The sequence below is a fragment of the Halarcobacter mediterraneus genome (assembly GCF_004116625.1).
GTDB lineage: Bacteria > Campylobacterota > Campylobacteria > Campylobacterales > Arcobacteraceae > Halarcobacter > Halarcobacter mediterraneus.
Map to the genome: position 1 here is coordinate 227,891 of NZ_NXIE01000004.1, position 25,160 is coordinate 253,050.

The 25,160-nt window shown below is 26.0% G+C and carries 21 protein-coding genes; all 21 read left to right on the forward strand.

Going from position 1 to position 25,160, the window contains the following annotated elements; translation table 11 throughout:
- Window position 1: 1 nt before the first annotated feature.
- The 21 genes from CP965_RS10910 (at window position 2) to CP965_RS11010 (ending at window position 25,082) form a co-directional block, all read left to right on the forward strand.
- A complete protein-coding gene (locus CP965_RS10910; protein ID WP_228712714.1) occupies window positions 2–721 on the forward strand; it encodes a polysaccharide deacetylase family protein in 720 nt (239 codons plus the stop codon).
- Between the two features lie 7 nt (window positions 722–728).
- Window positions 729–1,478 carry a glycosyltransferase family 2 protein gene (locus tag CP965_RS10915; protein ID WP_129062137.1) on the forward strand — a complete coding sequence of 250 codons (750 nt, stop codon included), beginning with the start codon at window positions 729–731 and terminating at the stop codon, window positions 1,476–1,478.
- On the forward strand, window positions 1,475–2,395 hold the full coding sequence (locus tag CP965_RS10920) for a glycosyltransferase family 9 protein (protein WP_129062138.1): 921 nt from the start codon (window positions 1,475–1,477) through the stop codon (window positions 2,393–2,395). The genes CP965_RS10915 and CP965_RS10920 overlap by 4 nt, the downstream gene beginning before the upstream one ends.
- Window positions 2,388–3,461, forward strand: a complete 1,074-nt coding sequence (locus CP965_RS10925) for a hypothetical protein (protein WP_129062139.1) — start codon at window positions 2,388–2,390, stop codon at window positions 3,459–3,461. The genes CP965_RS10920 and CP965_RS10925 overlap by 8 nt, the downstream gene beginning before the upstream one ends.
- A gap of 28 nt (window positions 3,462–3,489) precedes the next feature.
- On the forward strand, window positions 3,490–3,687 hold the full coding sequence (locus CP965_RS10930) for an addiction module protein (protein ID WP_129062140.1): 198 nt from the start codon (window positions 3,490–3,492) through the stop codon (window positions 3,685–3,687).
- Window positions 3,684–3,920: a type II toxin-antitoxin system RelE/ParE family toxin gene (locus tag CP965_RS10935; RefSeq protein WP_129062141.1), complete on the forward strand. Its 237-nt coding sequence runs from the start codon at window positions 3,684–3,686 to the stop codon at window positions 3,918–3,920. The genes CP965_RS10930 and CP965_RS10935 overlap by 4 nt, the downstream gene beginning before the upstream one ends.
- On the forward strand, window positions 3,917–4,849 hold the full coding sequence (locus CP965_RS10940; RefSeq protein ID WP_129062142.1) for a glycosyltransferase family 9 protein: 933 nt from the start codon (window positions 3,917–3,919) through the stop codon (window positions 4,847–4,849). Before CP965_RS10935 ends, CP965_RS10940 begins: the two co-directional genes overlap by 4 nt.
- 62 nt (window positions 4,850–4,911) lie before the next feature.
- Window positions 4,912–6,225 (forward strand): ATP-binding protein, encoded by a 1,314-nt coding sequence (locus CP965_RS10945; protein WP_129062143.1) that lies wholly within the window; start codon window positions 4,912–4,914, stop codon window positions 6,223–6,225.
- 207 nt (window positions 6,226–6,432) lie between these two features.
- Window positions 6,433–7,176 carry a hypothetical protein gene (locus CP965_RS10950; protein ID WP_129062144.1) on the forward strand — a complete coding sequence of 248 codons (744 nt, stop codon included), beginning with the start codon at window positions 6,433–6,435 and terminating at the stop codon, window positions 7,174–7,176.
- Between the two features lie 119 nt (window positions 7,177–7,295).
- On the forward strand, window positions 7,296–8,666 hold the full coding sequence (locus CP965_RS10955) for a mannose-1-phosphate guanylyltransferase/mannose-6-phosphate isomerase (RefSeq protein ID WP_129062145.1): 1,371 nt from the start codon (window positions 7,296–7,298) through the stop codon (window positions 8,664–8,666).
- An 11-nt stretch (window positions 8,667–8,677) separates the two neighbouring features.
- On the forward strand, window positions 8,678–9,955 hold the full coding sequence (locus tag CP965_RS10960; RefSeq protein ID WP_129062146.1) for a glycosyltransferase family 4 protein: 1,278 nt from the start codon (window positions 8,678–8,680) through the stop codon (window positions 9,953–9,955).
- The gene (locus CP965_RS10965) at window positions 9,945–10,718 is read left to right on the forward strand and encodes an ABC transporter permease (RefSeq protein WP_164971021.1); all 774 of its coding nucleotides are present in this window, start codon (window positions 9,945–9,947) and stop codon (window positions 10,716–10,718) included. Before CP965_RS10960 ends, CP965_RS10965 begins: the two co-directional genes overlap by 11 nt.
- Window positions 10,718–11,935, forward strand: coding sequence for an ABC transporter ATP-binding protein (locus CP965_RS10970; protein WP_129062147.1), 1,218 nt, complete (start codon window positions 10,718–10,720; stop codon window positions 11,933–11,935). Before CP965_RS10965 ends, CP965_RS10970 begins: the two co-directional genes overlap by 1 nt.
- Window positions 11,925–12,401, forward strand: a complete 477-nt coding sequence (locus CP965_RS14445) for an acyltransferase (protein WP_129062148.1) — start codon at window positions 11,925–11,927, stop codon at window positions 12,399–12,401. The genes CP965_RS10970 and CP965_RS14445 overlap by 11 nt, the downstream gene beginning before the upstream one ends.
- 158 nt (window positions 12,402–12,559) lie before the next feature.
- A complete protein-coding gene (locus CP965_RS10980; RefSeq protein WP_129062149.1) occupies window positions 12,560–14,119 on the forward strand; it encodes a methyltransferase domain-containing protein in 1,560 nt (519 codons plus the stop codon).
- Complete coding sequence (locus CP965_RS10985) at window positions 14,116–15,147, forward strand: glycosyltransferase family 4 protein (protein ID WP_129062150.1); 1,032 nt, start codon at window positions 14,116–14,118, stop codon at window positions 15,145–15,147. The genes CP965_RS10980 and CP965_RS10985 overlap by 4 nt, the downstream gene beginning before the upstream one ends.
- 1 nt (window position 15,148) lies before the next feature.
- The gene (locus CP965_RS10990; RefSeq protein ID WP_129062151.1) at window positions 15,149–16,414 is read left to right on the forward strand and encodes a class I SAM-dependent methyltransferase; all 1,266 of its coding nucleotides are present in this window, start codon (window positions 15,149–15,151) and stop codon (window positions 16,412–16,414) included.
- Complete coding sequence (locus CP965_RS10995; RefSeq protein WP_129062152.1) at window positions 16,411–18,732, forward strand: glycosyltransferase family 4 protein; 2,322 nt, start codon at window positions 16,411–16,413, stop codon at window positions 18,730–18,732. The genes CP965_RS10990 and CP965_RS10995 overlap by 4 nt, the downstream gene beginning before the upstream one ends.
- The gene (locus CP965_RS11000; protein WP_129062153.1) at window positions 18,729–20,729 is read left to right on the forward strand and encodes an acyltransferase family protein; all 2,001 of its coding nucleotides are present in this window, start codon (window positions 18,729–18,731) and stop codon (window positions 20,727–20,729) included. The genes CP965_RS10995 and CP965_RS11000 overlap by 4 nt, the downstream gene beginning before the upstream one ends.
- Complete coding sequence (locus CP965_RS11005; protein WP_129062154.1) at window positions 20,726–21,862, forward strand: glycosyltransferase family 4 protein; 1,137 nt, start codon at window positions 20,726–20,728, stop codon at window positions 21,860–21,862. Before CP965_RS11000 ends, CP965_RS11005 begins: the two co-directional genes overlap by 4 nt.
- A gap of 274 nt (window positions 21,863–22,136) precedes the next feature.
- Entirely contained in the window at window positions 22,137–25,082 is a 2,946-nt protein-coding gene (locus CP965_RS11010; RefSeq protein WP_129062155.1) for a DUF4214 domain-containing protein, read from the forward strand.
- Window positions 25,083–25,160 lie beyond the last annotated feature (78 nt).

Sequence of the window (25,160 nt, forward strand, 5' to 3'; positions counted from 1 at the left end):
GTTGTTGATTAATTTAATGTATCATCATGTAAACAGTGATAGATGTAGCAATGATTTGGAAATATTTGAAAAGCATATAAAATATATATCTGAAAATTTTAAAACAACCTTTCCTACTGATGAAAAATTAAAAGGAAATTACGCTTGTTTAATTTTTGATGATGCTTATGTGGATTTTTATTATCTTATCTTTCCTATTTTAAAAAAGTATAAAGTAAAAGCCTTATTAGCTGTTCCTACAAAATATATTTTGAATTCTTGCGAAAATGATACAAGTTTAAGAATGAGTTTTGAACACAATGATGAATTTAAAAACTATGAAAAAGGAACTTTTTGTACCTTTGAAGAAATGAAAGAGATGATTGCTAGTAACTTAGTTCAAATAGTTTCTCATTCTCATACTCATACAAATCTTTTAGAAGAAAATATTGATTTAGACCAAGAATTGAACCTATCAAAAAAAATATTAGAAGATAAACTAAATATCAAAGTAGAAACTTTTGTTTATCCTTTTGGAAAATTTAATAAAGAAATAGCCCAACAAACTCATAAGGTATATAAATACTCTTTTAGAATAGGAAATGCTATTCATAAAGATTTTTCTGGAATAAAAGGAATAAACTATAGAGTAAATGCAGATGGCTTAAAAACAGCAGATGAAATTTTTAAATTTCCAAAAATATTAAAATATAAATTTAAAGCCTTAATAAAATCATTTTAGGAAAAATATGAATATTAGTGTAGTAGTTTTAGCAAAAAACAATGAAAATACAATAAAGAAAACCTTAGAAAGTCTTAAAGGTTTTTCTGATGTTGTTGTTTATGACAATGGTTCAACTGACAAAACAATAGAAATTGCAAAAAGTTTCTCAAATGTAAATTTGGTGCAAGGACAGTTCAAAGGTTTTGGTTGGACAAAAAATCAAGCAGCAAGTTTTGCCAAAAATGATTGGATTTTGATAATTGATAGTGATGAGGTAGTTGATTTAGAACTTTTTACAACTTTAAAAACAAAAACTTTAGATAAAAATATAGTCTATAAACTAAACTTTAAAGCCTTTTATAAAGACATTCAAGTCAAATATTGTGGTTGGAATAATCAAAAAATAAAAAGACTTTATAATAAAACTATTACAAAATACAATAGCAATGATGTCCATGAAGATATCATAACTCAAAATCTTCAAATGGAAGTTTTAAAAGGAAATGTAGAACACTACAGTTATCATACTATTTCCCAGTTCATAATAAAAGCAGACCACTATTCCTCACTTTTTGCAAAAAATAATGCTGGTAAAAAAAACTCTTCTCCAACAAAGGCTTTTTTTAATGGAATGTATTCTTTTTTTAGAACATATATTTTAAAAAGAGGTTTTCTTGATGGTTATGTGGGTTTAATAATTGCCTATTCTCATATGGTAACAAACTTTTATAAATATATGAAGCTATATGAAGCAAACAAAGAGTTGAAAAAATGAATTTATTAATTACAAGACATGATAAAATAGGGGACTTTGTAGTTACTCTTCCTCTTTTTAAAGCTATAAAAGAACAATATCCAGATACAAAAGTTACAGCACTTGTATCAAAAATAAATTTTGATTTTGCTTCACATATCGAGTTTATAGATGATGTAATTCTTTTTGATAAAGACAACTTAGATAATACTTTAAAACAAATCAAAGAAAAAAAATTTGACGCTAGTATTAGTGCTTATATAGATACTACTTTAGGAAAACTTCTTTTTAAAAGTGGTATTAAAAAAAGAGTTGCCCCTGCAACAAAAATAGCACAACTTTTTTTTAATAAAAGAGTAAAACAAAGAAGAAGTAAAGTAGAGAAAACTGAATGGCAGTATAATCTTGATTTAGCAAAAAAACTCTTTCCAGATATTAGACTAAAATTTAGAAAACCACTTTTAAATATTCAGACAAGAAAAGAAAAGAAAATAGTATTTCATCCTGGCTTTGGTGGAAGTAGTGATGGTAATCTAAGCCTTGATGACTATATAAACCTTGCAAGAAGTATAAGTCAAAGTGAATATGAAATTATTTTTAGTTTTGGACCTGATGATAATATTTCAAAAGAATATATTTCAAAAAATATAAACTTTAAAGCAACAATTTATGACTCAAAAGGTTCCTTATACGAATTTACTACCTTCTTAGCTTCATGTTATTTATTTGTAAGTACTTCTACTGGACCAATGCACCTTGCAGGAGCAAGCAATACAAAAACACTTTCTTTTTTTGGAGACTCTTTATTTGCAAGTTCAAAAAGATGGGCAACTATAAGTGATGAAGAAAATCAAAATAATTTTATGCTTTCTTATGATTATGATAGACAAACATATAAAGAAATAGAAAAAAGACTATATGAGTTAATACATGAATAAAGAACCTTTTTTTTGGGATAAATACTCTGACCAGCCACAAATAATAAAAGATAAAACCTATAAAAGAGAAATGAGAAAAAAGTATTTATTTGATTTATTTAAAATGCTTTTCTCTTCTATTTTAGTTTTACCCTTTGCCCTTATTTTTATGAAATTTTTCAAAGGAAAGCAAGAACTTTCAAATAAAGACTTCTTAGGTTTAGGTGTAAACCTTGATAAAGATGATAAAGAAAATACTCAACAAAAACTAGTAGAAGAATTAGGAGTTAAAAATTTAATAATAAGAATACCCCTTTGGGATATGAAAAACATAGACTCTTATGTGACTTTTGCAGAAAGTTTTAATGAAAATTCTCCTAAAAATATTTTACTAAATATTATGCAAGATAGAACTCATATTGAAAGTCACCATTTACTAAAAAAAGATTTAAACCTTATTTTTAAAAAGTTTCAAAATATTGCAAGTGAATACCAAATAGGAACTACAATAAATAGAGCAAAATGGGGCTTCTTCGCCGTAAAAGAGTATTTAGAGTTTTATAAAGTAGCTCAAGATTTAAGAGATGATAAATATAAAAATTTAAAGTTATTAGGTCCAAGTATCATTGACTTTGAATATTATTATAACATCAGAGCAATGTTTAATTTTCACAATATCAAATATGATAAATTAAGTGCTTTGCTTTATGTAGATAGAAGAGGAGCCCCAAGTAATACTCAATATGGTATTTTTGATACAAAAAATAAAATAAATTTACTTTATACTTTAGCTAAACTATCATCTAAAACAAGTGATGAAATCTATATTACAGAAGTGAATTGGCCTTTATCAAATACAGCACCTTATGCTCCAACAAGTGAAAAAGAGTGTATAAGCAATGAAAAATATTGTAAATATATGAAAGAATATATACAAATAGCAAAACAAAGTAAAAAAGTTCAAAAAGTTTATTGGCATCAGTTAATAGCACCAGGATATGGACTTGTAGATAATAGAGATGGTAAAATAAAAAAACTACCACAATTTTATACATTCAAAGAAGTTTTAAATAAAGATAAAGAATGATAAAATAAATTAAAAGTAAGGAGATATCATGGGTATAGCTGAAATAAAAGATCTTAATACAAAAGAAAAATTAATTTTGATAAATGATATTTGGGAAAGCTTAGAAAAGGAAGATTTTAATATAGAATCTCCTTCTTGGCATAATGATATTTTAGAAGAAAGAATAAAAAAAATAGAAGATGAAAAAGCAAATTATATTTCAATAGAAGAACTAAAAAATAAATGAATATAAAAGATATAATTTTATTAGATGATGTTGTTATTGATTTAAAAATAGCAGAAGAATTTTATGAAAAACAAAATAAAGGTTTAGGTAATTATTTTAGAGATACAATTATCTCTGATATAGAATCTTTATGGTTATATGCAGGAATTCATAATAAAATATTTAAAAATATATATAGACTATTGTCAAAAAGGTTCCCTTATGCAATATACTATAAAAAGATTAATATATGAAAATATTTATAGAAATACCAACTTGGTTAGGTGATGCAATTATGACAACACCTGCAATAGAAAATATTATAAAAACATATCCTGATGCAAAGATAACACTTTTGGGTTCTTTTGTTTCAACCCAAGCCTTAGGAAACTTTAAAAATATAGAAAAAGTATTAGTTGACAATACAAAAAAACAAGGTAACCGATATATAAATCTATATAAATTAGCCAAACAAATAGGAAAAGTAGATTTAGCAATCTCCTTTAGAAGAAGTTTTTCTTCAAAACTTATGATGTTTTTTATAAATGCAAAAAAGAAATTCAACTATAAAAGACTAGAAAAAAAAGAAATCCATCAAGTCCTAAGATATAATGACTTTGTAAACCATGTACTAAACTTACAAAATAAAGCAGGGGATTTAAAACTATATTTTACACCCTTTAAATATCCAAAACCAACTTTAGGAATAAACCCTGGAGCAACCTATGGAAGTGCAAAAAGATGGTATCCAAAAGAGTTTGCTAAACTTGCAATAAAACTTGCCTCAAAATATGATATTGTTATTTTTGGAGGACCAGCTGAAACAGATATTGCAAAAGATATAGAAAATGAACTTATTGAAAATAATATCACCAACTACCAAAACCTAGCAGGGAAAACAACAATCCCTGAGTTAATAGAAAAAATAGCAGGTTTAAGTTTATTTATTACAAATGATTCAGGACCTATGCATGTTGCAGCAGCATATAAAGTAAAAACAGCAGCTATTTTTGGACCTACAAGATTTAAAGAAACAAATCAATGGAATAATCCAAATGAAAATATAATCACAAAAAATTTGGATTGTGCCCCTTGTATGAAAAGAACCTGTCCTTTGAAACATCACAATTGTATGAAGCTAATCACAGCAGAAGATGTCCTAGAAAAAATTGAACTAAAATAAAAACAATTTTTAAGTATTAACTTACTATAATAACCTAGGTTATCATAATAAAGGTTATCATAATGAAATTTTATAATAGAGAAAAAGAATTAGAGATTTTGAAAAAAGCAGATATTCTCAAATATCAGCATTCTATTATGACAATGCTTATTGGTAGAAGACGAGTAGGGAAAACTACACTTGCTTTACAAAAATACTCAAAAGAACAAGTATTATATTTCTTTGTATCAAAAAAAAGTGAACAATTACTTTGTGAAGAGTTTGTAGAAGAAATCATAGCTAAACTAGAGGTTAAAATCTTTGGAAAATTATCAAGATTTGAAGAAGTCTTTGAATATTTACTTGAACTTGCAAAAACAACATCATTTACCCTTATTATAGATGAGTTCCAAGAGTTTTTGAAAATAAATGAATCAATTTATTCTTCTATTCAAAAATTATGGGATATAAACAAAAAAACTACAAAAATTCATTTCATAGCTTGTGGTTCAGTATATTTTTTGATGAAAAAAATCTATGAAGATAATAAAGAACCTCTCTTTGGTCGATGTGATTTTAAAATAGATTTAAAACCTTTAAAAATATCTGTTTTAAAAACAATTTTAGAAGATTATAATGCCTATTCAAATAAAAACTTATTAGATTTCTATCTATTTTCAGGTGGAATTGCAAAATATATTGAGCTTTTTGTTCTAAATAAAAGTTTTGATTTAGACTCAATTATAAATACTATTATTGAACCAAATTCTATATTTTTACAAGAAGGTAAAAACAGATTAATTGAAGAGTTTGGAAAAGAGTATGGAACCTATTTTTCGATACTCTCTCTTATATCTGATTCAAAAACTTCAAGAAGTGAGATAGAATCAATTTTAGAAAGAAATATATCAGGTCATCTTGCAAGACTTGAACATGATTATAATATTATACGCTCAATTAAACCTATAAATGCAAAACCAAATGCAAAAATCCAAAAATATGAAATAATCGATAACTTTTTGTCTTTTTGGTTTAGATTTATTTTTAAGTATCAGTCTCTTATAGAAGCAGAAAATTTTACTAGGTTAAAAGAGATTATATATAGAGATATTTCCACTTTCAAAGGAAAGTTTCTAGAGAAACTTTTTGTAGAACAGTTAAAAGAACAGCAACTATACACAAAAATAGGTTCATATTGGGAAAGAAATAATCAAAATGAAATAGATATTGTCGCAATAGATGAGATAGAAAAAAAACTTTTGATATGTGAAGTAAAGTTAAATGAAAAAAAACTAAATTATAATAATCTAGTTGTCAAATCTCAAAAATTGTTACAAAATTATAAAAACTATGAAATAGAATATAAATTATTATCTATAAAAGATTTAAACAATTGAATAATTAAAAACTAGAACAAAAAGGTGAGTATATTTGCTAAGAAATGATTTTTCTTTTAAAGTAGATTTAGTTAATTAAAATACAAAAGATGAACTTCTTAAAAATGAAATAGAAAAAAATTTTATTTTACTTTGAAATTGAACTACTATAAAGTCTGTATTTGTTAAAATATTTAATATATAACAACATTTTTTATAGGATTAACATTGATTTACGATTTTTGGAAAAACTACCAAGAACTACTTTCTTACGAACAAGCATTAGCCTTTGATTATCGACTTGATAATATTGTATTAAAATTAAATGAATTTTTTCAAAGACTTATGGTAGAACAAGTTTCCAAAAAAGAAATAAAATTCTACCTTGCAGGTTCATGTATCAAATCAGATGTTTTTAGAGACCTTGATATGATTTTTCCAGTAAGTGAAGATAGAGAACTTATAAATAACTCTTTAAACAAAGACTACTTTGAGTATGAAAACAATTCATATACCTATAGATATAAAAATGATATTTATCAATTAGTTTTCAGAGAAAAGTTTAAAAATGCTACCTTAGAAGAACTTGTTGAAGGTTTTGACTTTGATTCTACAAAAGTAGCTTTTGAGTGTGTTTATAATACAAAAAAAAGACTTCTTACTATTCTTGATTGTAAAATTCAAACAGAGTTTATTACTTATATTAATACAAAAGTAAATAACCTTTCAAAAGTAAGTGTCAACCCTTTTGTATCTTTACAAAGAGCAATTCATTTTCTAAAAAGAGGAGATGATGTACCTTATTCTGTTTTTTTAGATATTTGTGAAAAAGTAGCAGAATTAAAAATAAAAGAAAATGAAGATATCTCAAAACACTTTGATAGACTTCAAGGAAACCCAAACAAGTTAGAAAATATCAAAGATGCAATTACAAATTTTATCGAGCATAAAATTGAAGAAGAAACAAAATAGGTAAAATTGTAAAAAAAGACCCTTTCATTTAAAAGAGAATATTACTTTTATTAGATATAATTTATAATCTATCAAATAATAAAAATCCTATAATATATAGCTATTAAAAAAGGTGATAAATGACAAATATTATTTTATGTGGAGGTAGTGGTACAAGACTTTGGCCTATAAGTAGAACACTTATGCCTAAACAATTTGTAAAACTCTTTTCTGATAAATCCTTATTTCAACTAACGGTACAAAGAAACAAAAGTTTTTGTGATAAACAGTTCATTGTTTCAAATTCAGAACAATATTTCCTAGCATTAGATCAGCTTGAAGAATTAGAACAAGAAAACAATAACTATCTTTTAGAACCAATTGGAAGAAATACAGCTCCTGCAATAGCACTTGCTTGTTTTGCATTGGAGTATGATGAACTTGTTTTAGTAACCCCTAGTGACCATTTAATAAAAAACTATAAAGAATATGAAAAAGTGGTACATCAAGCAAAAGCGTTAGCAGCAAAAGATTCTTTAGTTACTTTTGGAATAACACCTACTTTTGCAGAAACTGGTTTTGGATATATTGAAGCAAATGGTTTAGATGTGAAAGCTTTCCATGAAAAACCAGATGAAGAAACTGCAAATAAATATTTAACAGCTGGTAATTATTATTGGAATAGTGGAATGTTCTGTTTTAAAGCAGGAGTATTTTTAGAAGAATTAAAAAAATACTCTCCAATTATATATGAAACTTCTCTTAATGCTTTTAAAAATGCAAAATGTGACTCAATGATAAGAATAAAACATGAAGATATGGAAAAAATTCCAGAAGATAGTATTGATTATGCAGTAATGGAAAAAAGTTCAAAAGTAAAAGTAATTCCTTCAGATATTGAATGGTCAGACTTAGGAAGTTTTGATTCCCTTTATGAAGAATTACCAAAAGATGAAAATGCTAACACAGTAAATGAAAATCATATCTCATGTGATTCTAAAAATAATTTAATCTATGGAAATGAAAGAAAAATAGCAACTATAGATGTAAATGACTTAATAGTTGTAGATACAGGAGATGCCTTACTTATTTCAAAAAAAGGAAGTTCCCAAAAAGTAAAAACAGTAGTAAATGAGTTAAAAAAACTTGATAGTGAACTTCACAATATACATCTAACAGCTCATAGACCTTGGGGAACTTATACTGTTTTAGAAGATAATGCAAATTATAAAATAAAAAGAATAGAAGTAAAACCAGGTTCTAGACTATCTTTACAAAAACATTTTCATAGAAATGAACATTGGATTGTAGTAAGTGGAACAGCAACGGTAACAGTAGGTAATGAAACAAAATATATAAGACCAAATGAATCAACTTATATCAAAATGGGAGAAGTTCATAGATTGGCAAATGAAGGTAAAATCCCTGTTGTTCTTATAGAAGCACAAGTTGGAGAATATACAGGCGAAGATGATATTATAAGACTTGATGATGATTTTGAAAGAAAATAAAAACAATAATAATGCAGAAAATATATATAGATTGTACTCATACATATTATAGTGGCTTAAATACTGGAATCCAACGTGTTGTAAGAAATATTGTTAAAAAATCATCATTTATAAATGATACAAGTATAAATATTGTTCCTGTTATTTTATATAATGACAAGTATATAGAAATAAATGAACTACCCGTAGTTTCATATACAAAGAAGAAAATCAACATAAAAAATTATTTAAAAAAACTTTATGTAAAAATAAGAAATATAATTTCTATTATTCCTTTTTTTAAAAAAATATTATATTCACCTTCTTTAACTACATATTTAAATAGAAGTTATGATTTAATTGCTTTTAATTACTTGAAGAAACCTAAAAATAATAAAAAAGTATTCTTCAAGGATAAGGATATCTTAATATTATTAGATGCAACTTGGTTAGATAGTAATTTTAAATTATTAGAGGAATTAAAACAGAAAAAAGTTTTTTTAATAAGTATTGTTTATGATATTATTCCTATAACTCATAGTAGATATTGTAGTGATGATTTATCAAGGGCTTATTCTTTATGGCTTAATAAAATATATCCTTTAGCAGATGCTTTTATTTCTATTTCAAAGACTGTTGAAAAAGAGTTAGTGTCATTTATGCAAAATAATTATAAAGATATAAATAAGAAATTTTTTGACCATTTTCTACTAGGAGTAGATTTCAAAGATATTCAATATACTCCAAATACTTTAGATGCTAAATATAAAAATATTTTTATTAAAGATAAGACTTATATAACGATAAGTACTTTAGAACCAAGAAAAAATCATGAATATCTTTTAGACGTTTTTGAAAAATTATGGGATTCTGGTATAGATGTTACTTATGTTATCATAGGTAGATTAGGCTGGAAAATAGATAAACTTCTAAAACGTATTAAAAACCATAAAGAATTAGATAAAAGACTTTTTCTTTTTAACCATATTGATGACAATGCTCTTATTTATGCCTATAAGAATTCAAAAGCAATGATATTTGCTTCTTATGCAGAAGGTTTTGGCTTACCTATTATAGAAAGTCTTCATTATAATTTACAAGTTTTAGCTTCTGATATACCCATACATAGAGAAGTAGGGCATAGTTATGTAACTTATTTTGATTTAGCAAAGAAAGAAACTTTAATTAAAATAATAAAAGAAAATAATTTTAATAAAGACTTAAATAAATTTAAATATATAGATTGGGAAGAAAGTACCAAACAACTAATTACAAAATCTTTAAAGGTGACGAAGAATAATGAAGCATAAAATAAAATTAATGTTGAGTTTTGCAAAAAGAGACTTTCAAGAAAGATATGTAGGTACGGGTCTAGGTCAATTTTGGTATATTTTATCTCCTTTAATTATGATTTTTATTTATACTGTAATATTCTCAGATTTTATGAAAATGAAACTAGATATTGTTGATAGTAAATATGCATATAGTATATATTTAGTTCCTGGTTTACTAGCTTGGACTAGCTTTAGTACTACTATCTCAAGGTTAAATAATTCCTTCTTCGATAAAGCAAATTTAATTAAGAAAATAAATATTCCTATGTATATATTTCATGTAAGTATCTTATTGACAGAATTATTTATTTTTTTCATATCTTTTTTATTAGCTTTAGGCTTTTTACTTATAATAGGACATAAAATAACTTTTGTTTTTTTACTTCTTATTCCTATCATGATTTTACAAATGATATTTTCTTTTTCTTTAGGGGTTATTTTTTCTTTATTTAGTCCTTTTTTTAAAGATATTAGAGAATTTATTCCAATTTTCTTACAATTATGGTTTTGGATGACTCCTATTATTTATATGAGAGAAATGATTGAAAACAAATATCCTTTTTTATTAATTTATAATCCATTCTCTTATTTTAGTTCTATTTATCAGGATATTTTCCTTTTTTCTAAAGTACCCAGTATTGATAAAATATTAATAATTAGTAGTATGTCATTTTTATTTCTTTTATTAGCAATGTATTTGTATAAAAAAATGATTAGTACTATAAAGGATATTATCTGATGGCTAATAGTATATTACAAGTAAAGAATATAACAAAAATATATAGAATTTATAAATCAAACTATGATAGATTAAAAGAAATCTTTTTTAATAAAAAATATCATAAAGAGTTTATTTCTAATAAGAATATTTCTTTTGAACTTTTAGAAGGTGAAACACTAGGAATAGTAGGAGTAAATGGTGCAGGAAAATCTACTATCTTAAAAATAATAGCAGGAGTAATAAATCCTACAAAAGGTCAAATAATAAGAAATGGTAGAGTAACAGCATTATTAGAATTAGGGACTGGATTCAATGATGAACTAACTGGTTATGAAAATATATTTTTAAACGGTACTTTAATTGGTATGACAGAAGAAGACTGTAAAAATAAAAAACAGCAGATTATAGATTTTAGTGAATTGGGAGATTATATTTTTGAACCCATAAAAACTTATTCTTCAGGGATGCGTATGAGATTAGCTTTTTCTATAGCAATTTTTTCTGAACCACAAGTTTTAATAGTAGATGAAGCTTTATCCGTAGGTGATGCTCATTTTTCAGCAAAATGTACAAAAGCTTTAAAAGATAGAAAAAAACAAAATATGAGTATTATTTATGTATCCCATGATTTAAACTCACTAAAATTACTTTGTGATAGAGTTATTCTTTTAAATCATGGTGAAATAGTTAAAGAAGGAGAACCAGAAGAAGTTATTAACAGTTATAATTTTTTAATTTCTAAGTTAAATGATGATGAAGAAAAAATAATAATTAATGATAATGACTCTTTTGGAACTTTTGATGTGGAAATTGTAAAAGTGACAATAACAGGAATGAACTCCAAATCAAATATAATAAGTTCTGGAGAAAATGCTGAAATTGAGTTAGAAATTAAATCACGCAAAAATATAAATAATTTAAATATTGGTATTTTAATAAAAGATAAATTTGGTCAAGATATTTTTGGAACAAGCACTAAGAATGAAGGTTTTGAATATAATCTTCAAGAAAATGAAACCTATAAAATAAAATTTAATCTTGATTTAAATATTGGAATTGGAAAATATAGTATTAGTGCAGCTTTAGTTATTGGAGAAAATCATTTAGACAATTGTTTACATTGGTTAGATTTTGCTACAGATTTTGAGATTGCAGGTATTAAGGGTAATATATTTACAGGTATGAGTAAACTATATCCTAAATTATCTAAAATGGAGAAAATAAATGATAAATAGTGATTTTGAGAAAATCATACATAAAGGTTCAAATATACACTATGAAGAAAAATTTAGAGTATTTACAGGACATCATAATATTTTTTTAGGTTCAAATATATATTTAGTTGATACTTTAATTAATGCAGGTGATTCTATTGGTAAAGTGACAATAGAAGATTATGTTTTTTTTGGGCATGGTGTTAAGATATTAGCAAGAGCTCATAATTATAAAGTTTATAATGAACAAAGACAACAAGATATTACAGAAAAGCCAATACATATAAAAAAAGGTGCTTGGATTGCAAGTGGAGCAATTATTCTAGGTGGAGTAACTATTGGTACAAATGCAGTTGTAGGAGCAGGAAGTGTGGTAACAAAAGATATACCTAATAATGCAGTTGTGACAGGCAACCCTGCAAAAATAGTAAAATATACTCATAGAAAATTAAACCTATTTGAAAAACTAAGAATATTACTAAATTGAATTATCTTTAATAGAATTCATATAAGAGAATTGGTAAAATAATTTTAATTATACTCATGTAGAAATAAATACTATTTACAGTAAAATCAACAACTTGCAGCATAATATTAATAACTTTAATATATATTTATTAAGGTTGTATTTTAGGATAAATAAATATGTTAAATTCAGAAAACAAAAATAGTTCTGTAGATCAGATTATACAAAAAGTGAAAGAAGAAGCAAAAAATAGAGCACCACTCAATACCAATATTGAATTTGAAGAATATAAAGAGACACCAACTTTTTCAACTTTAGAAGAAAAAGAGAGCAATTTATATAAAGTAGCTAAAACTATAGGAAAATTTTTAAAAAAATTTGGATTAGGAAGTTTTGTTAATTTTATAAAATTAAATCTAAACTTGAAAAAGTATACATATGTCTATAATTTAGAGGATCTTACCAAATTTAATGATGAAGAATTTATTGACAATACTTATAATATAACTTTAAATAGACAAGCCGATGATGAAGGAAGAGCATACTACTTAGAAAAATTACGAAATGGTAGCTTATCAAAGTCACAAATTATTGCATTTTTACATTTTTCAAAAGAGGGTAAAGAACAAAATATAAATATTAGTGGTGTTAAAACACAATACATTCTATCTAAGATATATAAAATTCCTTTTTTAGGTTCTTTTGTTAAAGTAATTTATTATGTTGTAACTTTACCAAAGTTAGTTAATAAACTAAATCATACTGAAAATTATATGAATAGAGAATTTATAAAAAATAAAGAACAATATTCTCAATTAGAAGATATTTTAGAAACAAAAGTTGATGAAGTTGTTTTCCAAAATTTAGAAAAAAACTTCTATAAAGAAAATGAAAGTTTAAATAAAATAATAAAAGAAAAAATTGATAAAAAAGAGTTCGAGTTTTATTTAGAGTCTGTAAACTATGGAACTAAACAAATTGAATTAAGTAAACAAAATTTAGAAACTTTAGTGGAAGAAGCAAAAAATAGATTACCTTCTGAAGTTTTTAATAAAGAAGAAGTAATTTCTATTGTTAATGAACAAAATCATAATTTTGATAGCTTATATGTATCTTTTGAAAATCAATTTAGGGGAGAAAATAAAGATATAAAAAATAAATTAAAAGTATATCTTCCTTATATTAGTAACTTTTCTTTAGATATTAATATTTTAGATGTAGGATGTGGTAGAGGTGAATGGCTAGAGCTACTATCAGAAAATGGTTATAAAAATATAAAAGGAATAGATTTAAATCAATTAATGATATCTTTTTGTAAAGATTCAAACTATAATGTTGAATGTATAGATGTAATAACGTATTTAAAATCTTTAAATGATGAAACTTTATCAATTGTTACAGGTTTTCATATAATAGAACATTTACCTTTTGAAGTTTTAATGACTCTTTTTAGTGAGACATTAAGAGTATTAAAAAAAGGTGGAATGATTATTTTTGAAACTCCAAACCCAAGAAATATTTTAGTAGGTTCTTCTGATTTTTATTTAGACCCTACACATATAAAACCTATACATCCCGCAACACTAAAATTTTTAGCAAAACAAACAGGTTTTAATAATGTCAAATCGCTTATTTTAGATAATGAAAAATTATCAGACTTTGATGAATTACCATTTAATGACTTAAATGATTATATAAATATAGGTAGAGACTTGGTTGTAATTGGTTATAAAGCATGAGAATCTTAATTCCTTCTATTCAAGTTCCTTTTATAAGTGGTGGTTCTATTCTTATGACTCAAGGATTAAAGAATGCTTTAATAAAAGCAGGACATGAAGTAGAAGTAGTAACTATACCTTTTAAGTTTTCTCCTCACTCTTACATAGAAGATTTAATAGAGTTCTGGAAAAAACAAGATTTCAATAACTTTAATGGTTTCCACATAGATATGGTTATTGTTTTACAATTTCCTGCCTATTATGTTCAGCATAAAAATAAAGTCTTATGGCTTATGCACCAACATAGATCTGTTTATGAACTATACAATGAAGAAAAAGCATTAGAAGAGGATAAACAATTAAAAGAATTGATAGTTAAAAGTGATACGCAAGAATTAGCCTTGATTAAAAGTAGATTTAGTATGTGTCAAAATGTTTCAAATAGATTAATGAAATATAATAATATCTCTTCAATACCTTTATATCATCCTCCTTTTAGAGAAGAGAAGTTTTATTGTGAAGAGTCTTATGATTTTATCTTTTGTCCTAGTAGGTTAGAAGAGTTAAAAAGACAAGATTTACTTATTCAAGCTATGCAATATACTAAAACAAATGTAGTAGCTATAATTGCAGGAACAGGTGGACAAAAAGAAAACTATGAAAAACAAATAAAATCCTTAAAGTTAGTAGATAAAGTTAAACTAATAGGACATATTTCTGATGAAGAAAAAGAAACTTTTTATGCAAGAAGTTTAGGTGTCTTTTTTGCTCCTTTTGATGAAGATTATGGTTATATAACTTTAGAAGCAATGTTAAGTTCTAAACCTTTAATAACTTGTATTGACTCAGGTGGTCCTTTAGAATTTGTTATAAATGATGAAACGGGATTTATTCTTGAACCTAATCCAAAAGAAATAGCAGAAAAAATAGATTATTTATATCAAAATAAACAAAAAGCTAAAGAAATGGGGATTAAAGCATTAAAGCATTATAAATCAAAAAATATTTCTTGGAATAATGTTGTAAATAAAATATTAGGAAGTAAATAATATGAATAATAATTTTGATATTACATATGAAACTTGTGGTATAACTGATGTTGAAACTTTTTATAAAGAAAAGTTTGCTCATAATGTAAGTTATGATATTGAAGAAAGTTTACTATATGAATATAATATTCTAAATTTAAAACAAATGTATATTTATGATTATATTAAACCAAATTCTAAAGTTTTAGATTTTGGTTGTGGTAGTGGTACTTTTAAAATATTAAAAAAATTAAACTGCTACCTTGTTGGTGTAGATATGTCTTCAAAAGCAGTTGAATATGCAAAAACTTTAAATCAGTATGATGAAGCATATTCTCTTGATATCTTTGATACTTTTTTTGATAAGTATATTAATTCTTTTGATTATATTATTTCTTCTGATGTTTTTGGACATATTGAATTTAAAGATAAAGATAATGTCATAAAAAGATTAAAATCTTTACTAAAAGAAAATGGTACTATGATTCATGGAATTGAAACAGGTGATATCAAATATAGTGAAATGACAAAAGAACAAAGAAAAAGTTTTGCGATAGTAGATGGTCATATTGGTATGGAGAGTGAAGAAAATACTAGAAAAAGATTTAAACAGTTTTTTAATCATGTAGATGTCTATACTCCCTATGGAATAATAAATGATTTAGATGAAATCATAAAACAAAATGAAAGTTATGATGTATCATATTTAGACCAAAATCTTATGGAATATTTAAAAAATAATCGCTCAAATAAATTTTTTCTTGATGCTTTTAACATCAGTCAATACTGTGCTCATAAAGCATATGAATATAATGTACCTAAAAATACTTTTTTTAATTTATATGGTTTTAGCTTTCTAATCTCTAGTGATAATAAAATAATAAAAAATACAAATACTTATCCTAAATCTCATATTCAATTTTCTTCAGACTTTTATCAAGAAGAATTATTAGAAAATAAAAAATTTAGATGGTCAAAACCATATAGTTATATCTATTTAAATAACATATCAAGTATTACCTTTGAAATAAAATCATATATTCCTGCATATACACAAAAAGAACAAAATATAACATTAGTCTTAAATAATAAAAAGATAGAAAAACTTACTTTTAATTCTGAAGTACAAACTTTATCTTACACTTTAACAAATCAAGAAAAGTCAAAAAATTTACTTTTAGAGTTTTATGCAGATTCAAACTTTACTCCAATGTTATTTGAAGAAAACTCAAATGATAATAGAATTTTAGCTTTTAATCTTTCAATTATTTCAAAGGAACTTATGTGAAAATTGCAATAGTAGCCCCAAGTCCAATTCCTTTTGGTATTGGAGGTGCAGAAAAATTATGGTGGGGAATGATTAATTATATTAATACTAAAACAAATCATCAATGTGAGTTAATAAAAATACCTATTAAAGAAAATAATTTTTGGAACCTAATAGATGCTTATTATAAATTTTATTGTTTAGATGTTTCTCATTTTGATATGGTTATTACTACAAAATATCCAGCTTGGATGTTACAGCATAATAATCACCATATCTATTTACAACATTGTTTAAGAGGTTTATATGATACTTACTCTTTAATGTCTTTACCTGAAGAATTTATTTCTAAACATCAAAAAGTAAATCATTTACTTCATCTTTTAAATACCCCAAGTACAACAAGTATAAATCAATTTTTCAATGCTTTATTTGACTTAAAAAAAGACCCTACAATTTCTCAAAATACTTATGATTTTCCTGGTCCTTTAATAAGAAAAATAATACATTTTTTAGATAAAAAAGCAATGGAAAATATAAAAGCTTTTTCAGCAATATCACAAACAGTTATCAATAGAAAAGAGTATTTTCCTAAAAATACCTTAGTTCAAAAAGTTTATCATCCTTCAAATCTTGAAGGTTTACACAACAATACTTATGAGTATTTTTTTACAGCAAGTAGACTTGATGATGCTAAAAGAATTGAAATGATAGTAAAAGCTTATTTGAAATCAAAAACAAAAATACCTTTAAAAGTTGCAGGAACAGGTCCTTTAGAAGCACAATTAAGAAAATTAGCGAAAAATGACTCAAGAATAGAATTTTTAGGCTTTATAAGTGATGAAGAACTTATAAAATACTATTCAAATGCCTATGCTGTCTTATTTGTTCCTTATGATGAAGATTATGGATTAATCACAATAGAAGCTGCAATGTGCCATAAACCTGTATTAACTTTCTCCGATACAGGTGGAGTAGTAGAATTCATAAAAGATAATGAAACAGGCTTAGTATGTGAACCAAAAGTTTCTGAACTTACAAAAAAAATTGATTTTATTTCTGAAAACCCTCAATTTTGTAAACAAATGGGTGAAAAAGTTTATAACTCAGTAGTTGATATAACATGGGAAAATACTATTACTTCTTTACTAAATCCTTCAATAGAAAATACAAAAAAAGATAAAATTACAGTTGTAACTACTTATTCTATTTATCCACCACGTGGAGGAGGACAAAATAGAATATTCTATTTATATAAAGAAATCTCAAAGTTTATAAAAGTTGAAATAATATGTTTAGTTGGAAGAAATCAAAATTATAGAAAAGTTGAAATTTCTCCAGATTTTTTTGAGATAAGAGTTCCAAAAAGTAGAATTCATGAGAAAAAAGAAATAGAAATAGAAAAAAAAGCTGGTATTCCTATTACAGATATTGCAATGCTTTATTTATATAATGAAACACCAAAGTTACAAGAGGAAATTAAAAAATCAGCAGCAACTTCAAAATATATTATTACAAGTCATCCTTACACATATAGTTTGATAAAAGAAATAGTAAATATTCCAATTATTCATGAATCTCATAATGTAGAATATAATTTAAAAAAACAAATGTTAGAAGACAACCCTTATAATAAAAAACTATTAGAAAAACTTTTTGAAGTAGAAAAAGAAGCTTGTCAAGACTCAATTTATACAACAGTATGTTCTAAAGATGATGCTTATGTTATGGAAGAGTTATATAATCTTGATATTAATAAATCTCTTGTAGTTCCAAATGGAGTAGACTTAAATACAGTTCCTTATATTTCATCTGAAAAAAGACAAGAGTTACAAAGCTCTTTTAAAGCAGAAAATGAAAAAATTGTTTTATTTATTGGAAGTTGGCATCAACCAAATATAGAAGCAGTAGAAGAAATATTTTTATTGGCAAATACCTTACCTGAATATAACTTTATTATTTTAGGAAGTGTAGAAGGATACTTCTCTTCACATAAAAAACCTAAAAATGTTGGTTTTACAGGAATTGTTACTGATGAAGAAAAAGAAATTTATTTAAGTATTGCAGATATTGCAATTAATCCAATGTTATCAGGTTCAGGAACAAATCTAAAAATGCTTGATTATATGGCAAATGGAATACCTGTAATAAGTACTAAAATAGGAGCAAGAGGACTTGATATTCCTGCAGAATATATTGTAAACTGTGATATAAAAGAGTTTAAAAATTATATCTTAAATATAAAAGATTATGTAAATATTGAAAAAAGTAGAAAATATGTGGAAGAAAATTTTTCATGGGAAGTAATCCAAAAACAGCTGGAAAAGATTCTTAAATGACAAATACGTATAAATTAGGCTATATAAAATCTATTGACAGTTTAAGAGCATTTGCAGTTCTTTCTGTTATGTTATATCATCTTTACCCAAAAGCATTGCCTGGAGGTTTTACTGGGGTTGATGTATTTTTTGTTATTTCTGGGTATGTTGTTAGTAGTTCCTTATTTAAAAACTATAATTCAAACTTTTTTAAATTTACTTTAGATTTTTATTCAAGAAGAATTATTAGATTAATTCCTGTATTTTTAGTCTTTGTACTTTTTTCTACACTTATAACAGTACTTTTTATTCCTTCTTCTTGGTTAAGTGATACTATAAACAAAACAGGTTTAGCTTCTTTATTTGGACTTAGTAATTTTGCTTTAGTTTGGTACAATGATGGGTATTTCTCCCCTAGAATAGAGTTTAATCCCTTTGTACACACTTGGTCTTTAGCTGTTGAAGAACAATTTTATATAGTTTTTCCTTTGATATTTTTCTTGTGGTACAAGTTTCAATCTTCATCAAAAAAAATTATTTCACTTGGATTAAGATATTTATTACCTTTATTACTTGTGCTTTCTTTAATATATTCTTATTATGAAACATCAGCAAATCCCCAACACGCTTTTTATCTTTTATTTAGTAGATTTTGGGAATTAGCCTTAGGAGCTTTTCTTTTTAAATTACATTCTTCTAATAAATTAGTAAATCATTCAACTAATATAAATAAATTATTTTTGCTAACAGGAATTATTTTAATAACAATAGGTTTTGTTTTTTCAAAATCAAATTCATTTCCTTTTCCTTGGGCTATAGCACCTGTATTTGGAACTGTTTTTATGATTATAGCTTTTGTTCATAAATCTTATCAAAATTCTTTATTTTTAAAAGTATTTGAAAATCCTTTTTTAACTTATATAGGAAAAATATCTTACTCTTTATATTTATGGCATTGGGCTATTTATGTATTTTTTAGATGGACTGTAGGTTTACAAACAATTACTCAAATGATATGTGCAGCACTTCTTACTATAATTTTTGCAGTTTTATCTTATCACTTTGTAGAAAATTATTTTCTTAAAAATAAAACTCTTCATAGAATGTCAAGTTGGAAAATTGTTTTATCAGGACTATTACTATTAGCCTTATCATATTTTGGAATAAAGCAATTATTCTCTAACCAAACAACTCTTAGTTTAAGTGTAACAAAAAATCAAACAGTTTGGTATCCGTACCCATATCCTAGTACTCAAAAATCAGAAAAAGATTTTAGCTCACATACTATTTTTGTTTTAGGTGATTCTCATACAGGAGCTTACAGTACTATGCTTCAACAGTTAAAAGATGAATACAAAATCAATGTTTTTCAATATTCATCAGGAGGCTGTGGAGTTGCAGATTTTCATTCAGCAAATATTTCTAAAAATCCTTCTTGCTTGAATTATATTAATACAATATTAAAAGAAATAGAAGAAAAAGCAAAACCAAATGATATTTTATTTTTAGCTTCATTAAGAATGGTTAGATTTTGTGACCAATATGCAGTTTTCCCTTTAAATGATGTTTTAACTAAACTACACTCAAAAGAAGCTAATGAAAATAGACAAATTATAGTAAATGAAACTTCAACTTTAATACAAAAATTTCATAAGAAAAATATTAATGTATTAATTGATGCCCCAAAACCTACTTTTTTTGCACCTGCCTTTAGATGTTCTGATTGGTTCAATAAATCAAATCCTATTTGTAAAGGTGAATTAAAAGTAGAAAGAGACTTTTTAGAGCAAACAAGACAACCAGTTATAAATGCTTTAAATACTTTACAAAGTAAATTCCCAAGTCTTATTGTTTGGGATCCTTTCCCTATCTTATGTCCAAATGATACTTGTTTTGCTTATGATAATGAAAAGCCACTATTTTTTGATGGAGACCATTTAAGTGCACATGGAAACAGAGTTCTTTATCCCTCTTTCTCAAAACTCATAGAGTCAATTATAGAAGATAAAAAACAATGATTTATATAGATTTAACTCAATATATTCAGAATAGATTAAACACAGGTATTCAAAGAGTAGTGAATCAATATCTTAGAAGAGCACTAAAAGACTCTTCTACTATTTCAATTCTTTATTATGATGAAAAAAACACTTTCCATCTTTTAGACAATAAAGAAGTTACAGTTTTTTTAGATAACGTTATAAATTATCAATTTAAAACTTATACTAAAATAGATATATTTAATTTGAATATAAATAAAAAAATATTTTTTGAAATAGATTCTGTTTGGAATAGTTCTTATTCTAGAATAACACTTTATAAAAAACTAAAAGAACAGAATTTTAAAATTTATAATTTTATATATGATCTTATTCCTATACTTTTTCCTCAATTTCTACATGAAAAAACAAAAAAAAACTTTAAGCCATATATGAAAGCTATTTTTCAATATAGTGATAAAGTTTTTTTTGATTCAAAATCAGCACGAAATGATTTTTTGAAATTAAAAAATACTATTTTTGAAAATTCAAAACAAATATCCACTGAAGTTGTTTATTTAGGTTCTGATTTTAAAAAAGAAGCAAAACATATAAATAAAACTTATGAGCATATTCTTTCAAAAAAATTTATTTTATTTGTAGGAACAATAGAACCTAGAAAACAACAAAAACTTCTTTTAGAAGCCTTTGAAATATTAAATAAAACTTATAAAAATTTAAATATAGTATTCATAGGAAAAATAGGTTGGAATGTAGAAGAATTTATTTATACCTTAAACACCCATCCACTAAAAGATAAAAATATTTTTCATTTTGAAAATATTGATGATGAAACATTAGTAAGTTTTTATAAAAAAGCTTTTTTAGTTACTTATCTTTCTTTCTATGAAGGTTATGGCTTACCAATAGTAGAATCGCTGAAATACTCAAATATAACAATTGTTTCTTCAAATAGTTCTATTCCAGAAGTGGGCTTAGACTTTGTAGAATACATAAAAGATAATTCAAAAACTGAACTTATAGAAAAAATAAAATACTACATAGAAAATAAGACAAAATATCAAGAAAGAAAAAACTATATTTTTGAAAAATATCAAATACCAAATTGGGATATTTTTTATACAAAATTAAAGCAAAAATTAATTAAATAATATAGTGATATTTTAAACCAACAATTAATAAATATTTTCCTTTGTAAAGTTTCTACACATATTGAGTATTAGGGATGTAATTAAGATAGATATTTTCAAAAAAAACCATAACTTTTTATAATTATTTAAGTTTATACAGATTATAATTACATAGTTTCGCCTAGGAACGCATGCTGTAATCTAGTCTTAAGATGATTAGCGTGTCAAAATTCATATACAAATGACATCTAGTTAGACTAGATATCCTAGGATTGAACTTAATTAAGGAGAAAAAATGGCATTTAACACAAATCAATCGATTGTAGCAGAATACTATGTTGCTGCATTAGGTAGACTACCTGATCAAACTGGTTTTGATTTTTGGGTTGGACAATTAGATTCAGGAATGACTGCAGAGGCACTTATGGGAATGTTCTTTAGCCCAGATTTTCCAGAAGTAGCAGAAAGATATCCAGAAGATCAAACATCTGAAGAAACTATTAACTTTATTTACTCAAGTGTGTTTGGAAGAGAAGCAGATGCTGAAGGACTTGCATACTGGTCTGAAAAATTAGATAGTAGTACTAAGCCAGCTATCTTAGAAGAAATGTTAGCAGTAGCTAAAGACCCAGCTAATATTATTGATGGTAAATATTTAGAAGATCAAAAAGCAATTGCTGAAGAGCAATTAATTGTTGATCCAGGTACTCCAGGTGAGACTAAATACTTACAAGTTTCTCAAGACATTATTGATGGTACATCAGATGATGATACATTTGTATCTTATGTAGCTCAAAACCAAAATGGACAACAAGTTAACACTTTAGGTTCAGGTGATGTTATTAATGGTGGTGCTGGTGAAGATACACTAGACGCACAAGTAACTGCTGGTGCATATGTAAATGGTCAAGCTACAAGTAATATGGCTATTGCTCCTATTACAAACAGTGTTGAAAACATTGTTTTACATGCAGAAATTGCTGATTTCAATTCAACTGCGAATAATGATCTAGTAGTTTTAAATGCAAAATATACAAATGGTGTTGAAACTATTGCTTCTAACTATTCTGATGCAAGTTTATTAGTTCAAAATATGAATACTAAAGGTACAAACGGTACTGCTTCTCAAACAGTAGCTATGGAATATACTGGAAACAAAGATAGTGATTGGAATGAGTCAGATATGACTGTATTCTATGACCAAGATTATTTAGTAAGAAGTGCTGTAGAAACTAACAGTTTATACTACTTCACACAAGATAGACTTGCAACTCAACAAGATGATAAACCATTTGGTGAAAATACAGCTGTTGATGGTATCAAATTCAGAATTGATGGTGAAACTGAAGTTGTAGTTACAATCGCTCAAGATAAATTAGATGCATTCTTAGCAAATGTACCAGCAAATGGTGTAGAAGCTTATGAAGAATTCGCAGGTTTATTAGCAGAAGCATTAGCACTTAAAAACGTTGAATTAGATGGAGCTTTAGATGGTTTTGAAATCACTTTAGATAAATCTTTCTATAGAACAAACGGTGGACAAAACAATGGTGGGGATCCATTAGACCAATATGCATACGCAATTGTTTTAACAGCTCCAGATAATGTTGATATTGACCAACCAGCAATGAACCAAACAACTAAATTCATCCCAACATACGATATGTTTAATGATACATCAGCAGAGAAAAAAGCTTCTGATACTTCAGTTTCAATCAATGTTGATTTAGAAAAAGTAGGTTTAGCAGCAGATGGTGGAGATTTAACTATCGGTTCTATGAACAAAGATGGTAATAATACATTTAATGCTAATCAAGCTATTACAGTAACTGATACTTTAGCTGGATTTGATGAGTTTAATGTACATGTTGCAGGTGATAAGTCTAAAAACTCTTCATTAGCATCTTTACAATCAACTGATAATACATTAAGAAAAGTTACAATTGATTCAAAAGCAGGAAGTATTGCTAACTTAACAATTGGTAACTCAAATACTGATAATCTTACTGGTATTTTTGATACATCTGCAGAAAATATGGAAGCATTCAAAGATGTACAAATCATGGACGCAAGTACATTTGCAGGTGATTTAACATTAAATGCTGGTTTCACAGATGAAATCGTTGCTAAATACTTAGACAATGTTACTGAAACTACTTTATATGGATTAGATGATGCAAAAACAGAATTAGCATCTTTTGATTACAATGGTGGAAATGGTGATGATACATTAAACTTAGCATTTGACTTAGATGGTATTGTTACTAATAACTTTGCAAATGCAACTGATACAGTTGGATTAAATGTATTTAAAATGGATATCGATGGTGGAAAAGGTGATGATACTATTATTATAACTACTGATGCTGTAGCTTCAGCTAGTTCTGCTACAAATATCACTATTGATGGTGGATTAGGTGATGACTTAATTGACATCTCTTCAAATGGTGGTTCTTGGACTTATAATGTAGCATTTAGTGGTACTCATTTCGGTCATGATACAGTTGCTGGATTTGATGAAGGTGCAGTTACTGTTACTGATGAAGCTCAAAATCTTGATTTAACAGGATTTGTAGCTCACACAAATGAAACTATCGTAGTAACTGTAGGTGATAAAACTATGACTTTCACTGCTACTGCTGATATGGCTGATACAGATATTGCTACTCAAGTAAATGGAATGTTAAGAGGTTCTATAACAGGTTCTTATGAAGAAGAACATTTTGATGGATCTACAAATAATGGAACTGATATTGATTTAACAAATACTGATGCAAATGTAAATGAAGTAACTGTAGAAGTTAGATCTCAAGTAGAAGCAAATGGTACTTATGATAAAGACACTACTCCAATTCATACTGCTACATCAACTACTCAACAACAAGGTGGTTTAGTAGAAAGTGCAACTGGTGCTGATACTTTAGATTTCTCAGCATACAATGTAGATGGTGTTCTTATGGATAATGATACAACTGATGTTGTTGCAGCAGGTTCAGATTTATCTACTGTTGGTGATACATTCATTTGGTTAGAAGCTTCAGCTCATGATGCAACTGTATACAATGTTTATAAATCAACAGTAACTGATACTGGTATTACTGCTGTTGCAGATGTTGACTTTACTGCAGGTACTGGTAATGCAACTAAAGGTTCAGTTATCGGTTCTATTAACTTAGATGCTGATGCAGCTGGTACAGCAATTGATTATAATACAATTGTTGCATCTCAATTATTATTCTAATAATAGAATATAATAATTGACTTAAAAGATTTATTCTTTTAAGCCTCAAAGCCCAAGGTTTTTACCTTGGGCTTTTTT

Excerpts from the sequence above, each read along its gene's own strand:
- CP965_RS10915 (WP_129062137.1), top strand. The coding sequence starts at position 729 with ATGAATATTAGTGTAGTAGTTTTAGCAAAAAACAATGAAAATACAATA.
- CP965_RS10920 (WP_129062138.1), top strand. The coding sequence starts at position 1,475 with ATGAATTTATTAATTACAAGACATGATAAAATAGGGGACTTTGTAGTT.
- CP965_RS10925 (WP_129062139.1), top strand. The coding sequence starts at position 2,388 with ATGAATAAAGAACCTTTTTTTTGGGATAAATACTCTGACCAGCCACAA.
- CP965_RS10930 (WP_129062140.1), top strand. The coding sequence starts at position 3,490 with ATGGGTATAGCTGAAATAAAAGATCTTAATACAAAAGAAAAATTAATT.
- CP965_RS10935 (WP_129062141.1), top strand. The coding sequence starts at position 3,684 with ATGAATATAAAAGATATAATTTTATTAGATGATGTTGTTATTGATTTA.
- CP965_RS10940 (WP_129062142.1), top strand. The coding sequence starts at position 3,917 with ATGAAAATATTTATAGAAATACCAACTTGGTTAGGTGATGCAATTATG.
- CP965_RS10945 (WP_129062143.1), top strand. The coding sequence starts at position 4,912 with ATGAAATTTTATAATAGAGAAAAAGAATTAGAGATTTTGAAAAAAGCA.
- CP965_RS10955 (WP_129062145.1), top strand. The coding sequence starts at position 7,296 with ATGACAAATATTATTTTATGTGGAGGTAGTGGTACAAGACTTTGGCCT.
- CP965_RS10960 (WP_129062146.1), top strand. The coding sequence starts at position 8,678 with ATGCAGAAAATATATATAGATTGTACTCATACATATTATAGTGGCTTA.
- CP965_RS10965 (WP_164971021.1), top strand. The coding sequence starts at position 9,945 with ATGAAGCATAAAATAAAATTAATGTTGAGTTTTGCAAAAAGAGACTTT.
- CP965_RS10970 (WP_129062147.1), top strand. The coding sequence starts at position 10,718 with ATGGCTAATAGTATATTACAAGTAAAGAATATAACAAAAATATATAGA.
- CP965_RS14445 (WP_129062148.1), top strand. The coding sequence starts at position 11,925 with ATGATAAATAGTGATTTTGAGAAAATCATACATAAAGGTTCAAATATA.
- CP965_RS10980 (WP_129062149.1), top strand. The coding sequence starts at position 12,560 with ATGTTAAATTCAGAAAACAAAAATAGTTCTGTAGATCAGATTATACAA.
- CP965_RS10985 (WP_129062150.1), top strand. The coding sequence starts at position 14,116 with ATGAGAATCTTAATTCCTTCTATTCAAGTTCCTTTTATAAGTGGTGGT.
- CP965_RS10990 (WP_129062151.1), top strand. The coding sequence starts at position 15,149 with ATGAATAATAATTTTGATATTACATATGAAACTTGTGGTATAACTGAT.
- CP965_RS11000 (WP_129062153.1), top strand. The coding sequence starts at position 18,729 with ATGACAAATACGTATAAATTAGGCTATATAAAATCTATTGACAGTTTA.
- CP965_RS11005 (WP_129062154.1), top strand. The coding sequence starts at position 20,726 with ATGATTTATATAGATTTAACTCAATATATTCAGAATAGATTAAACACA.
- CP965_RS11010 (WP_129062155.1), top strand. The coding sequence starts at position 22,137 with ATGGCATTTAACACAAATCAATCGATTGTAGCAGAATACTATGTTGCT.